This window comes from Sphingobium nicotianae, from assembly GCF_018603885.1.
GTDB classification, from domain to species: domain Bacteria; phylum Pseudomonadota; class Alphaproteobacteria; order Sphingomonadales; family Sphingomonadaceae; genus Sphingobium; species Sphingobium nicotianae.
Genome location: NZ_JAHGAW010000013.1, coordinates 113,731 through 126,551, shown reverse-complemented (window position 1 = coordinate 126,551; position 12,821 = coordinate 113,731). Strand labels below are relative to the sequence as shown.

Below are 12,821 nucleotides of genomic sequence, written 5' to 3'. Positions count from 1 at the left end.
GTGAAGATCCGCAAAGCCGTCTTTCCCGTCGCCGGTCTCGGCACGCGCTTCCTGCCCGCGACCAAGGCCGTGCCCAAGGAGATGCTGCCCGTCGTCGACCGGCCGCTGATCCAATATGCGGTGGACGAGGCGATCGAAGCCGGCATTGAAACGATGATCTTCGTCACCGGCCGCAACAAGGCGGCCATCGAGGATCATTTCGACGTCGCCTATGAGCTGGAGCGCACCCAGGCCGATCGCGGCAAGAGCATCGCCGCGCTGGAAGGCACGCGATTGACGCCGGGCAATGCCATCTTCGTGCGTCAGCAGGAACCGCGCGGCTTGGGTCACGCCATCTGGTGCGCGCGCGACATCGTCGGCAATGAGCCTTTCGCGATCATCCTCCCGGACGAGTTGCTGATCGGACGCGCCAGAGGCTGCCTTGCGCAGATGGTCGAACAATATGACAAGATCGGCGGCAATCTGGTCTGCGCCCTCGAAGTGCCGATGGACGAGACGCCGAGCTATGGGATCATCGATCCGGGCGAGCGTGATGGCGTGCTGACCGAGGTCAGAGGCCTGGTCGAGAAGCCTGCGCTCGGCACCGCGCCTTCCAACCTCATGCTGCCCGGTCGCTATATCCTCCAGCCCGAGGTGATGGGACTGCTCGCAACGCAGGAAGCGGGTGCGGGCGGCGAAGTGCAGCTTACCGACAGCATGGCCAAGCTGATCGGCAAGCAGCCCTTCCATGGCGTGACGTTCGACGGCGAACGGTTTGACTGTGGCTCCAAGCTTGGCTTCGCTCAGGCCAATTTTGCGCTGGCGGCACGGGATGCGAGCATGGGCGCTGATCTCAAAAATTGGGCAAGACAACTGCTCGGCTGATCCATCCGGCAACTCCGTCAGCTATCGTTCATGCAACCGGACCGACATGCGATCGTTCCTCTCGCGATGGGGGACAGAAACTTGAAGGGACGCAGAACATGAATCGCAAGACACTCAGCCTCATCATGGCCGCGCCGGTCGCTGCCTTGCTGGTCTCCGCGCCGGCCGATGCGCGCAAGCATCGCCGGACCTACACGGCCGCCGAGCGGCAGCGGATCGCAGAGCGCGACCATGGCAATTGCCTGCGCTTCAACAAGACGACCGGCGCCATCACCGGTGCGGTCGCGGGCGGCCTGCTCGGTCGCGCGATCGACAATGGCGGCTCGACCGGGACCGTGATCGGCGCCGCCGGTGGCGCACTCGCCGGCCACAGTCTCGCGCGGGACGGCCGCAAGCGCTGCTGATCGGGCACATCGCCGAGCATGAATCTGGGGGGCGGGATCGGTTGATCCCGCCCTCAGTCTATCCAGAGACCGCGAGTCCTGTGCCAGTTCTCGATGGACTGTTCGGGATAGAGATCGAAGCACTGATCGTGTGGGCCGACTTGCGGCATGACCCAGCTAGCCTTGTATTTGAGCATCAGGTGGACGTTGGCGGGCGGCACCGGCAGGTCGGTATCGATCGCGCTGGCGAATGGGTGGACAAGGTCCGGCCAGCTTGGATCATAGAGCCACAGCGCCGATCCGCATTCCCGGCAAAAACGCCGCTCGCCGGTCGAGCGCTCGCAATGCTCATGCTCGTCGTCCTGGATGTCCGCGCGATACAGGCCGAGCTTGTCCTCGCCGTCGATCTTCAGCGTCTTCGCCAGCGCGCCGAGATTGATCGCATAGCCGCCCCCGCCCTGCTGCTTGCGGCAGATCGAGCAGTAGCAGCGCTGATAGGGCACGGGCGTGTGGCTCTGGACCGAGAAACGGACGGCGTTGCAGCGGCAGGAACCTTCGAGGGTCAATGGCATGGCGGATCGTCCCAATAACGGAGCTGCCTGTTCAACATCGCCCAGGCCCGAACGTTCCTGCCACGGTAACGCAACTCGGCTGGAGTCGCCGTGATGAGCCTGCCCGAGCATCGGCGTTCACCGTTGGGTTCGCTGCCGCTTGCGGGGATGGGGACGTCGTTCCTCGCTGGCGATAGCACGAAAAAAGGCGGACCTAGTAGGCCCGCCCCTTATCATGTCCGGTTATCATGTCCGTGCGATGCGGTGCGCATCGCACGGCGATCAATGCTCCTTGGTCGACCAGATATTCTGGTAAGACATCCAGGCCAGCACCGTCGCGATCAGCAGGAAGAAGACCACGGCAATACCCGTGCTCTTGCGCGCTTCCATCTTGGGCTCCGCGGCCCAGGTCAGGAAAGCTGAGACGTCCTGCGCCATCTGGTCGACGGTCGGCTTGGGCTGACCCTCGCCATAGCTCACCTGACCCTCGGCCGTCAGCGGCGGCGCCATCGCGAGGTTGAGGTTCGCAAAATAGGGATTGAAGTGAAGACCCTCAGGCGTCTTGGCGTCGGGGAATTCCTTCAGAAGCTCCTTGCCATCCTCATTCTTGTAACCCTGCTGGCTGGTGAAGCCAGTGAGCAGCGAGTGGATATAGTCCGCGCCGCCATGACGCGACTTGGCGACGAGCGACAGGTCCGGTGGAATGGCGTTGTTGTTGGCGGCACGCGCCGCGACATCGTTGGGATAGACGAGCGGGAAGTGGTCGGCCGGAATGCCCGGACGGGTCGACATCTCACCGGTCTTGGGATCGACGTCGGGCACCTGACGGGCCTTGGCGATCGCCTTGATCTCGGCGGGCGAATAGCCCAGCGCCTCGAGATCGCGGAACGCGACCTGCTTGAGCGAATGGCAAGCCGAGCAAACTTCCGTGTAAACCTGGAAGCCGCGCTGCAGCTGCTGCTTGTCATATTTGCCCAAGGGGCCGTTGAAGCTCCAGGCAATCTCTCTGGGATGCTTGTGGAACTCGCCCTCCGCCGTCGGCGCGGGCGGCGCGCTGACGAAGGAAACCGCGCCCCAGATGAAGCTCAGGAGCAGCATGCCTGCGAAGAACAGGCCGACGAGACCGCCGAGGAAACGAACCATTGCTATTGCCCCCTTATTCAGCAGCCGCGGCGAGCGCCGGGTCTGCTTCGACTGGCCTGTGCTTCGCCTTCGCCAGCACCGCCTCGGTGATCGAACCCGGAAGCGGGTCCGGCCGCTCGATCGACGCGATGATCGGCAGGACGATCAGGAAGTGCGCGAAATAATAAGCCGCGGCGATCTGACTGATCATCACATAGGGCTCGGCCGCCGGCGCGCCGCCGCAATAGCCCAGCACCACCACGTCCACGAGCAGAAGATAGAAGAACTTCTTGAACAGCGGACGGTAGGTGCCCGAGCGGACCGGCGAGGTATCGATCCAGGGCAGGAAGAACAGCAGCAGGATCGAGCTGAACATGGCGAGCACGCCGAGCAGCTTCGCGGGGATGATGACGATGCCGGTGAACGGGATCGACAGGTCCATCGTGAAGGCGCGCAGAATCGCGTAGAAGGGCCAGAAATACCATTCGGGCACGATATGTGCCGGCGTCGACATGGGATTGGCCTGAATATAATTGTCCGGGTGGCCCATCGCGTTCGGCGCGAAGAACAGCACCAGCGCGAAGAGCAGCAGGAACACGCCGACGCCGAAGCCGTCCTTGGCCGTGTAATAAGGATGGAACGGCACGGTGTCCTGCGGGCCCTTCACCTCAACACCGGTCGGGTTCGACGAGCCCGGAATGTGCAGCGCCCAGATGTGCAGGATGATGACGCCCGCAATCACGAACGGCAGCAGATAGTGCAGCGAGAAGAAGCGGTTGAGCGTCGCATCGCCCGGCGCGAAACCACCGAGCAGCCAGGTGTGGATCGGATCGCCGACCACCGGAATGGCCGAAAACAGCCCGGTGATCACCTGCGCACCCCAAAAGCTCATCTGGCCCCAGGGCAGCACATAGCCCATGAAGGCGGTCGCCATCATGAGCAGGAAGATGACCACGCCGAGCAGCCACACCATCTCGCGCGGCGCCTTGTAGGAGCCGTAGAAGAGACCGCGGAAGATGTGGATATAGACGACGATGAAGAAGAAGCTGGCGCCGTTGGCATGCGCGTAACGCAGCAGCCAGCCCGAGTTCACGTCGCGCATCATATGCTCGACCGAATCGAAGGCGATGCCGGCATTGCTGGCATAATGCATGGCCAGGATGATGCCGGTGACCAGCTGGATGGTCAGCGCGAGGCCGGCGAGAACGCCGAAATTCCAGAAATAATTGAGATTGCGCGGCACTTCATAGCCGCCGCCGACGGCATTGTAGACGAAGCGCGGCAAAGGCAGCTTCTCGTCGATCCACTTCATCAGCGGAAGCTTCGGCGTGTAATGCTCAGCCCAGGGAAAGCTCATTATCTTTATCCTCAGCCTACGAGAATGGCGGTGTCGGAAGTGTATTTGTACGTCGGAACCTGGAGGTTCTTCGGCGCAGGACCCTTCCGGATGCGGGCGGCGGTGTCATAGGCCGAGCCATGGCACGGGCAGAAATAGCCGCCGAACTCGCCGCGATTCTCGCCCTCGCCCGCACCGAGCGGCACGCAACCGAGATGGGTGCAAACGCCCATGGTGATGAGCCACTGCTTCTTGCCGTCAACCGTGCGCTGCTCCAGCGTCTGCGGGTCACGCAGGGTCGAGGGATCGACGGCGTCGGCCTCGGCGATTTCCTTGGCCGTCAGGTGGCGCACGAACAGAGGCTGCGAGCGGAACACGGCCTTGATCGCCTGACCCTCCGCGATGGCCGAGAGATCGACTTCGCTGGTCGCCTGCGCCAGCACGTCGGCACTGGGGTTCATCTGGTTGATGAGCGGGGCAAGGACGGCGAGGCCGCCCACACCCGCGAAGCTCACCGCCGCGATATTGATGAAGTCGCGGCGGCGAACGCCCTCGCCTTCATGCACCGCAGCGTCCGTCCCTTGCACTTCCGTGGCCATGCGTCGTCATGCCTCCCTTTGCCCGGCGAAAATGCAACCATAGGCTGCACCGGGCCAGAAACTCTCAAATGGCTGCCGATCCGATCCTTGCGGTCCCCTCGTCAGCTTCCCTTTTTGCCGGGGAAGTCCGCGCGTCCGAAGGATGATGCGACACACCGCACGCCAGGATGGTCCCGGCGCGTTCGGGCGCCTGATAGCGTCCTTGATCGCGATTTGCCAACCTTGATTTTTCGCGGGCGCACAGCTTTTTTGACCGCTGTGTGACGGGGCTGTGAACGCGCCCGCCCAGCCGCTAGGACGCGCCCATGCGCATCGCTCTCTATCAGCCGGACATCGCAGGCAACGTCGGCACGATCCTGCGCCTCGCCGCTTGCTGGCAAGTGCCTGTCGACATCATCCTCCCCTGCGGTTTTCCGGCCTCGGATGCGCAGCTGCGGCGCGCGGCGATGGACTATGGCGGAGAGGCGGACGTGACACGCCATGCCGATTTCGCGGCATTCGAGAGCGCCTGTCTGGGTGGCGGCGCCCGGCTCGTCGCGCTCACCAGCAGCGGCGACACGCGACTCACCGACGCCGCCTTCCGTCCGGGCGACATCGTGCTGCTCGGCCGGGAGAGCGCGGGCCTGCCCGCCGAACTCCACGATCGCGCTGACATGCGCGTGCGCATTCCCATGGCGCCGGGCTTTCGGTCCTTGAACCTCGCCGTGGCAACTGGCATCGCCCTTGGCGAAGCCTTGCGGCAGACAGGATTGTTCCCCGAGTGAGAGGCGCCGACCATGACGGACCCCAGGACATTCGAGCAGCAGCGGTTGGATGGCGCGACCTTCCGTGACTGCGCCATGGCGCGGTGCCGGTTCGATGACGTCAACCTTAGCGGCGCGCGGTTCACCAACGTCAATCTGGCCGGCGCTCACCTCGACGATGTCAATCTGAGCCACCTGACCATCGTCAATGCGAACATCGAAGGACTGACCATCGCGGGCTATGACATTCATGCGCTGCTCCAGCCGCTGCTGGCGCGCGACAGCAAGGACGGATGATGACGACGCAGACGATGACCACCCTCGATCCGCAGCAAGCGGCCGCACGTAGCTGGTTCGAAAGCCTGCGCGACCGGATCTGCGCGGCGTTCGAGACGATCGAGCGCGAGGCCGGAAGCGACGCCACGTTCGACTATCTCCCCTGGTGGCGTGAACAGGATGGCGCGAAGGCCGGGCCGATCGAGGAAGGCGGCGCCGGCGGTGGCGTACGCGGCGTCATGAAGGGGAAGGTCTTCGAGAAGGTCGGCGTCAACGTCTCGACCGTGGGCGGCGCCTTCTCACCCGATTTCGCCAGGACCATCCATGGCGCGGGCGAGGAAAATCCCGGCTTCTTCGCAACCGGCATCAGCCTCGTCGCGCATATGGCCAATCCGCATGTGCCCGCGGTGCACATGAACACGCGCATGCTGGTGACGACCAAACGCTGGTTCGGCGGCGGCGCGGATCTCAATCCGCCGATCCCCTATGATGAGGATACGGCCGACTTCCACGCCGCGTTCAGGGCCGCCTGCGAGGCGCACGAGGCCGGCGACTATCCGCGCTTCGCCAAATGGGCGGGCGATTATTTCTATATTCCTCATCGGGGCGTGCATCGCGGCGTCGGCGGCATCTTCTACGATCATCTCGAAGGCGATTTCGATGACAGCTTCGCCTTCACCCGCGCGGTTGGCGAGGCTTTTCTGGACGTCTATCCGCGCATCGTGCGGCGACGCATGGGCCTGCCCTGGACGGCGGCGGAGGAAGCGCACCTGCTTGAATGGCGGGGCCGCTATGTCGAGTTCAATCTCGTCTACGATCGCGGGACGCTCTTCGGGCTCAAGACCGGCGGGAATATCGACGCGATTTTGATGAGTCTGCCGCCAAGGGTGACTTGGGGCTGAAGCGCCTGCTCAGAAGCTCGCGTCGGGCCGCCAGGGCGTCGCAACCGGAGCCGTCGCCGCGCGATAGAGCGCGGCCGAAACCAGCACGATGGCAAGCATCAGCGCCGTCACCATCAGGCCGGCCACGAAATGCAACAGCAGTTCGGCAAGATCGGCCGGGAGCAGCAGCGAGGTTACGACCCCGGTGAACAGGACGCCCGCGATGAACAGCACCCCCATGGCAAGCGTGACGATCGCCAGCAGCGCGAAGATGCGCCAGCCATTGCCCTGAGTGAGCGCGAAGCTGCGCTGGATGATGGTGATCGGGTTCATCTCCTTTTCCGCCGCCGCCACCGCGGCGATCAGCGCGAATCGGCCGGTCAGGTAGAGCGCGGGCAGCACGAACAGGATCATGCCGATCTGCCAGGCCACATTCTGCAGGATATAGGCGACGCAGTAGCTGGGCAGGATGAACAGGGCGGCTTTCAGCGATTCGGCGACGGTCGGCCGCTCCTGGCGCAGCAGCAGAATCAGCATCGCCAGCGTGCCGAACGAGGAGACAAGTGTCCATCCGAGCAGCAGTGGCAGGTTCGCCGTCATGAAGCTCTGGTACCAGGCCGCGAAGGCCTCCTCGTTCACTTTGGGATCCGGCATGCCTTCGGGCACCGAGATGAACTGGATAGCGACGACCAGAGGCATCAGGATGAAGATGCCGCCGATCGCGGTCAGCAGGTCGCGATTGGCGCGGGCCATTTCCCTGGCGTCGTCCCAGACGATATTGAGATCGATCTTGCTCACACGTACGTCACTCCCTTCCCGGCTCGATAGGCAGTTTCTCCGCAAAGAACCAGCACCCGCGCCGCCCTTGCGAAAATTAGCCGCAGGACGCATCTCTTCATCTGCAATGAACCAGCATGTTTCCTTACACGATCATCCGCTGATGGGGATCGACTGGCAGGTCGAACCGGGCCTGCTCGGCTATGAGACGGGTCTCGCCGGGATGGAGGCGCGCGCCGAGGCGATCATCGCCGGCACGGCGCGAGAGCGCATCTGGCTTGTCGAGCATCCCCCGCTCTACACCGCCGGCACCAGCGCGCAGGCCGACGACCTGCTCGCGCCGCGCTTCCCCGTGCATGTGACGGGGCGCGGCGGGCAATATACCTATCATGGCCCTGGCCAGCGGGTGGTCTATCTCAATCTCGATCTCGGCAAGCGCGGCAAGGACGTGCGCCGGTTCGTCCAGGCGCTGGAAGACTGGATGATCGCAGCGCTCGCCGATCTGGGAGTCCCCGCCTGGACGGCGGCCGGCCGGATCGGCGTGTGGACAAGGGGACCGGACGGCGGCGAAGCCAAGATCGGCGCGATCGGCGTGCGCGTGCGCAAATGGGTGACGTTGCACGGTCTGTCGATCAATGTCGCACCCGACCTCTCGCATTATGACGGCATTGTGCCGTGCGGCCTTCGCGCATTCGGCGTCACCAGTCTTGCCGATCTCGGCCTCCCTGCGGAGATGGCCACGCTCGATGCCGCGCTCGCTGGCCGGGCGCCGGCCATGTTGTCCTCAATCGAAACAGGGACGTCAGCGGCAATGCACTCGGGCACTTGAGGGTTGCGCTTCTGGTAACTAAGGTCCGCGCTTTGCGCCGATTGATGGGTCGCACCAGCAAGGCATCCGGCGGCGCCGATAGGAGAATAGAGAGAGATGCCTCGCACGGACATGCCTCGCGCAACCCTCGCGCTGATTGCGGCCCTCGCTGCCAGCCTCGCGCTTGGTGCATGTGAAGACAAGAAGGCCGCCGGCAATGCTGTCGCGATCCACGACATGGAAGTGGTCGACGGGACGGTCAATGACAGCATGACCGACCTGGATGCCGTGAAGGCAGACGGCGTGGGCAATGTCGACAATGCCGGCAATGTCAGTCATCCGGTCGCACCCAAGCAGAGCAATGCGGCCGAGGATGCCGAGACAGTGGCGACGGAGTAGCAGCCCGTCATCCCAGCGAAAGCCGGGATCTCGTGCGATTGTGCGCTGGCCTGCCGTCTGCTTGAACTCTGTTTTCGCTGAATGACGGGGTAGGCGACCTACTTCAATCCGAGCAGCTTGTGCGTCTGCAGCGACAGTCGCCAGCGACAGTCTGACATCACCAGTGCGATCGCGGCCTCGTGCGTCGCTCTGTTCGCCGCCTCGGATCCCCGATCCATGGGCTGGACGAGATAGGCCCGGAAATCCCAGTCGAACAACGCTTCCGGATCGATGCCCTGCTGCGGCCAGACCAGCTTGAGCTCGTCGCCGCTGCGCTGGACGACCTCGCTGCCGGCCTTGGGGCTGATGCAGAGCCAGTCGATCCCCGGCGTTGCTGGTAAGGTGCCGTTGCTCTCTACGGCGATCTCGAAGCCGACCTTGTGCAGCGCCTCAACCAGCGGCGGATCGAGCTGCAGCATCGGTTCGCCGCCGGTCACGACCAGGAAACGGTCGCCCGGCTCTTCGCCCCAGAGCAACCCGGCAGCGGCAGCCAGCGCCTCGGGTGTGGCGAACTTGCCGCCATTCTCGCCATCTGTGCCGACGAAATCCGTGTCGCAGAACCGGCAAATCGCGCCGGCCCGGTCCGCTTCGCGGCCCGACCACAGATTACAGCCGGCAAAGCGCAGGAACACCGCACGCCGCCCGGCCTGCAGGCCTTCGCCCTGCAGCGTGAGGAACATTTCCTTCACCGCATAAGTCATCGGACTGTCATTCCGGCGGGATCGCGTAGCGCGTCGGGTCGGGTATTCCCGCCTCGATGAAACCCTTGGCGCGCAGGCGGCAGCTGTCGCACAAGCCGCAATGCAGCCCCTCCGGTGTCGGATCGTAACAGGACCAGCTCATCCCGGCGTCGAGGCCGAGCCGTGCGGCCTCCTGGGCGATCTGCGCCTTGGTGAGATGCTGGAGCGGCGCCTCGATCCGCATCGGCACGCCCTCGACGCCCTGTCTGGTCGCCAGGTTTGCCAAGACCTCGAACGCCTGAATGAACTCCGGCCGACAATCGGGATAGCCCGAATAATCGAGCGCGTTGACACCGATATAGATGTGCTGCGCGCCGACCACTTCGGCGAGACCAAGGGTCAGCGACAGGAAGATGCTATTGCGCGCGGGCACATAGGTCACCGGAATCCCGGTACCGACGCCGTTCTTGGGCACGGCGATGTCGCTGTCGGTCAGAGCCGAGCCGCCGAACAGCGAGAGATCGAGCGGCAGGACGATGTGGCGCTCGACACCGAGGGCGTGGGCAACGCGCCTGGCCGCCTCCAGCTCGATCCGGTGGCGCTGATTATAGTCGATGGTGAGCGCCGCCAGGCGGAACCCCGCCTCCCGTGCGCGGCCGGCAGCGACCATGGAATCCAGTCCGCCCGAGATCAGGGCGACGGCAATGGGCGTTTCGAAAGTCATGAGGGCGCGCTAGCGCAAATCGGCGATGGAGGAAATGCCGCGCCTCAGTGGGCCAGCGCCGCCGTCTTGCAGGCACCGACCCGGCGCCCCTCGAGCGTCATGGCGAAGGGCGCTCCGCCCGAGATGCCCTGCGAATCGATCTGTACCAGCCGCGCCGTCTCGACGCGCACCGCCGTGCGGCCCTGCCCGGCCTGAGCGCAATCATAGGTGACGGCGACGTTCTGGGCGGAGTTCTCCAGCACGAAGCGCTTGCAGACCCGGCCGGGATGGTAGGGCTGGAGGAGCTGGCTCGGATCGCCGATGCACAGGCGCCGGGGAACCGCGGTGCTGCCGCGCTCCTTGAGCTCCCATTCGCCTCGCTCAAGACCGACAAGCGCGCCGAAATCGGTCTGCGCGAGGACGGCTGCGGCGGGACATGCCACGGTCAAGCCGACCAGAGACAGGAAGTAAGCCCTGCGCACGTTATCCGTTCCCTGTTTAGATTCTCGGCCTCACGTCGACGCGGTCGCGTTCGAGCAAGCTCGGATCTGACACATAATGTGGAATTCTGACCAGAAAAGGGCACGCTGCATCGCTGCGTGCCAATTTCGGTCAGATGACGGGATTTGTCATGGAATCGTCAGTGAATGCTCGGAAATTCGGAGAGCGCGACCTCGAAAATCTTGGAGCAGAAGGCGCAATCCACCGCGATCACGCCGCGCTCGTCGGCCATGTCCTTGCGTTCCTCGGGGCCGAATCGGGCGAGGACGGAGCGGATATGATCGGGATCGCACCGGCAGCCCTTGCGGATCGCGACGGGATTGAAGGCGCGAATCTCCTCTTCCTCATGGAACAGGCGCCAGGCGATATCGGCCAGCGGCAGCTCGGGATCGGTCAGCTCCGCATCCGCCAGCGTGCCGCCCAGGATCATCGCATGCTCCCAGTCGGGATGATCGTGCCGCACGTGCAGGCGCTCGCGGCCGATCTCGCCCTCGGGCAGATGCTGGAGCAGCATGCCCGCCGCGATGCAGCCCTCGCCCGGATCGTGGCGCACGGCGATCTTGCAGATGCTCGGGATCTGCTCGGACTGGGCGAAATAATGCTCCGCCGCCGCGCCCAGGCCGGTGCCTTCGAGCGGAACAATGCCCTGATAGCGCTCGCCACTGGTCGCCTGGTCGAAAGTGATGGCGAGATAGCCCTTGCCGAACAGGCCGAACAGGGTGGGATCGTCGCCCAGCTCGGCGAGGCGCTCGGCATCGAACTTGGCGTAGCCACGCACCGCTCCCGCCTGATAGTCGGCGACCAGCAGCGAGACGATGCCATGCTCGGTCTGCGCCTGCAGGGTCAGCTGCCCGGCATCGTCCTTGAGCAGCGCGCCGAGCAGGCAGGCCAGCACCAGCGCCTCGGCGAGCAGCTTCTCGATCGCCGGTGGATATTTGTGCGCGGAGAGCACGTCGTCGAGCGTCGTGCCGAGGCGCACGAGACGGCCGCGCACATGGCGGGACGGAATTGCGAAGCCGAGCGCTTCATCGGTGAATAGAGCGGAGTCAGTCATACCAAATTCCGTTCGAACCGAGCTTGCCGGAGCCCGGTCCTTTTATCGAAGAGAAAGACAGCCCCCTTCGACTGCCTGCCAAGGCAGGCGCTCAGGACAGGCTTCGACAAGCTCAGGGCGAACGGCTTATTTATGAACGCTCTCGCCGGTTACCAACTCACCCCAACAGTCCGAACGCCCAGAGCAGGATCGACTTCTGCGCATGAAGGCGGTTTTCCGCCTCGTCCCAGATCAGCGACTGCGGGCCGTCGATCACCTCGGCGACCACTTCCTCGCCGCGATGGGCGGGGAGGCAGTGCAGGAACTTCGCGCCCGGCTTCGCACGCGCCATCAGCGCTTGCGTCACCTGATAGGGCATCATCGCCTTGAGCTTCGCCTCGCCGCCGGCCTGACCCATGGAGATCCAGGTATCGGTGACGACGACGTCGGCACCCGTGGCCGCTGCGGCGGCATCGCGAGTCAGAGTGATCGTCGCACCCTTCTGCTGCGCAGCGGCGGCGAAGCGGGGATCGGGATCATAGCCCTGCGGTACGCCGATGCGTACGTCGAATTTGAACAGGCCGGCCGCCTCTATGATCGAATGCAGCACATTATTGCCGTCGCCAAGCCATGCCCATTGGCTACCAGGCAAGGCGATACCATGCTCGATGACCGTCAGGAGGTCCGCGACGATCTGGCAGGGATGCGAGAGATCGGTGAGCCCGTTGATCACCGGCACGCCAGCGTGTTGCGCCATTTCCTCGACCTTGGCGTGATCGTCGGTGCGGATCATGATCGCGTCGACCATGCGGCCGAGCACGCGCGCCGTGTCCGCCACCGTCTCGCCGCGGCCGAGCTGGGTCGTGCCAGCGTCAAGGATCAGCGACGTGCCACCGAGCTGGCGGATCGCCATGTCAAAAGACACGCGAGTGCGCGTCGAATTCTTCTCGAAAATCATCGCGAGGGTGCGACCGGCAAGTGGCGCATCCTTATCCGCAGCGCCGCGCGGCATGGTGGCACGCGCCGCCTTGCGATCGATCGCGTCGGCGATCATCGCGGCGACGGCATCGCCGCCAGCATCGATGAGGTTGAGGAAGTGCCTGATCATGCCAATTTCCGTGTTCCT

General features: G+C 64.3%; 17 protein-coding genes. 7 read left to right on the top strand and 10 right to left on the bottom strand.

All coding sequences use genetic code 11. The annotated features are described in order from the left end of the window. Both KK488_RS18545 and KK488_RS18540 read left to right on the top strand, forming a co-directional pair. Positions 1 to 864: a UTP--glucose-1-phosphate uridylyltransferase gene (locus KK488_RS18545; protein WP_349356932.1), complete on the top strand. Its 864-nt coding sequence runs from the start codon at positions 1 to 3 to the stop codon at positions 862 to 864. A 98-nt stretch (positions 865 to 962) separates the two neighbouring features. Beyond that, positions 963 to 1,268: a glycine zipper 2TM domain-containing protein gene (locus KK488_RS18540; RefSeq protein WP_214625189.1), complete on the top strand. Its 306-nt coding sequence runs from the start codon at positions 963 to 965 to the stop codon at positions 1,266 to 1,268. Between the two features lie 53 nt (positions 1,269 to 1,321). Here KK488_RS18540 and KK488_RS18535 read toward each other — a convergent pair whose 3' ends face one another. The 4 genes from KK488_RS18535 to petA all read right to left on the bottom strand — a co-directional run bounded on the left by KK488_RS18535 (position 1,322) and on the right by petA (position 4,855). Then, on the bottom strand, positions 1,322 to 1,819 hold the full coding sequence (locus KK488_RS18535; RefSeq protein WP_214625188.1) for a GFA family protein: 498 nt from the start codon (positions 1,817 to 1,819) through the stop codon (positions 1,322 to 1,324). A 261-nt stretch (positions 1,820 to 2,080) separates the two neighbouring features. Next, positions 2,081 to 2,941, bottom strand: a complete 861-nt coding sequence (locus KK488_RS18530; RefSeq protein WP_214625187.1) for a cytochrome c1 — start codon at positions 2,939 to 2,941, stop codon at positions 2,081 to 2,083. Positions 2,942 to 2,954: 13 nt separating this feature from the next. Beyond that, positions 2,955 to 4,277 carry a cytochrome b gene (locus KK488_RS18525; protein WP_214625186.1) on the bottom strand — a complete coding sequence of 441 codons (1,323 nt, stop codon included), beginning with the start codon at positions 4,275 to 4,277 and terminating at the stop codon, positions 2,955 to 2,957. Positions 4,278 to 4,288: 11 nt separating this feature from the next. Next, positions 4,289 to 4,855, bottom strand: a complete 567-nt coding sequence (petA, locus tag KK488_RS18520) for a ubiquinol-cytochrome c reductase iron-sulfur subunit (protein ID WP_214625185.1) — start codon at positions 4,853 to 4,855, stop codon at positions 4,289 to 4,291. Positions 4,856 to 5,160: 305 nt separating this feature from the next. On the opposite strand from petA, the gene KK488_RS18515 reads away from it, so the two are divergent. Genes KK488_RS18515 through hemF form a run of 3 tightly spaced genes read left to right on the top strand, consistent with a single transcriptional unit; the run spans position 5,161 to position 6,776 of the window. Beyond that, positions 5,161 to 5,619, top strand: a complete 459-nt coding sequence (locus KK488_RS18515) for a tRNA (cytidine(34)-2'-O)-methyltransferase (protein WP_214625184.1) — start codon at positions 5,161 to 5,163, stop codon at positions 5,617 to 5,619. A 12-nt stretch (positions 5,620 to 5,631) separates the two neighbouring features. Beyond that, a complete protein-coding gene (locus KK488_RS18510; RefSeq protein WP_214625183.1) occupies positions 5,632 to 5,895 on the top strand; it encodes a pentapeptide repeat-containing protein in 264 nt (87 codons plus the stop codon). A gap of 14 nt (positions 5,896 to 5,909) precedes the next feature. Continuing rightward, positions 5,910 to 6,776: an oxygen-dependent coproporphyrinogen oxidase gene (gene hemF, locus KK488_RS18505; protein WP_214625251.1), complete on the top strand. Its 867-nt coding sequence runs from the start codon at positions 5,910 to 5,912 to the stop codon at positions 6,774 to 6,776. A 9-nt stretch (positions 6,777 to 6,785) separates the two neighbouring features. On the opposite strand, the gene KK488_RS18500 is transcribed toward hemF, so the two are convergent. Further along, complete coding sequence (locus KK488_RS18500; RefSeq protein WP_214625182.1) at positions 6,786 to 7,553, bottom strand: hypothetical protein; 768 nt, start codon at positions 7,551 to 7,553, stop codon at positions 6,786 to 6,788. A 106-nt stretch (positions 7,554 to 7,659) separates the two neighbouring features. On the opposite strand from KK488_RS18500, the gene lipB reads away from it, so the two are divergent. Together lipB and KK488_RS18490 are read left to right on the top strand one after the other, a co-directional pair. Next, entirely contained in the window at positions 7,660 to 8,361 is a 702-nt protein-coding gene (gene lipB, locus KK488_RS18495) for a lipoyl(octanoyl) transferase LipB (RefSeq protein WP_250890715.1), read from the top strand. Between the two features lie 111 nt (positions 8,362 to 8,472). Beyond that, on the top strand, positions 8,473 to 8,739 hold the full coding sequence (locus KK488_RS18490; protein ID WP_214625181.1) for a hypothetical protein: 267 nt from the start codon (positions 8,473 to 8,475) through the stop codon (positions 8,737 to 8,739). 98 nt (positions 8,740 to 8,837) lie between these two features. Here KK488_RS18490 and queE read toward each other — a convergent pair whose 3' ends face one another. The 5 genes from queE to argF form a co-directional block, all read right to left on the bottom strand. Beyond that, a complete protein-coding gene (gene queE / locus KK488_RS18485; protein WP_214625180.1) occupies positions 8,838 to 9,479 on the bottom strand; it encodes a 7-carboxy-7-deazaguanine synthase in 642 nt (213 codons plus the stop codon). A gap of 7 nt (positions 9,480 to 9,486) precedes the next feature. Beyond that, positions 9,487 to 10,182 carry a 7-cyano-7-deazaguanine synthase QueC gene (gene queC / locus KK488_RS18480; protein WP_214625179.1) on the bottom strand — a complete coding sequence of 232 codons (696 nt, stop codon included), beginning with the start codon at positions 10,180 to 10,182 and terminating at the stop codon, positions 9,487 to 9,489. A gap of 44 nt (positions 10,183 to 10,226) precedes the next feature. Next, positions 10,227 to 10,643: a DUF3617 domain-containing protein gene (locus KK488_RS18475; protein ID WP_214625178.1), complete on the bottom strand. Its 417-nt coding sequence runs from the start codon at positions 10,641 to 10,643 to the stop codon at positions 10,227 to 10,229. Positions 10,644 to 10,801: 158 nt separating this feature from the next. Further along, positions 10,802 to 11,716 (bottom strand): Hsp33 family molecular chaperone HslO, encoded by a 915-nt coding sequence (gene hslO, locus KK488_RS18470; protein WP_214625177.1) that lies wholly within the window; start codon positions 11,714 to 11,716, stop codon positions 10,802 to 10,804. A gap of 157 nt (positions 11,717 to 11,873) precedes the next feature. Continuing rightward, on the bottom strand, positions 11,874 to 12,803 hold the full coding sequence (gene argF / locus KK488_RS18465; protein WP_214625176.1) for an ornithine carbamoyltransferase: 930 nt from the start codon (positions 12,801 to 12,803) through the stop codon (positions 11,874 to 11,876). Positions 12,804 to 12,821: the final 18 nt, after the last annotated feature.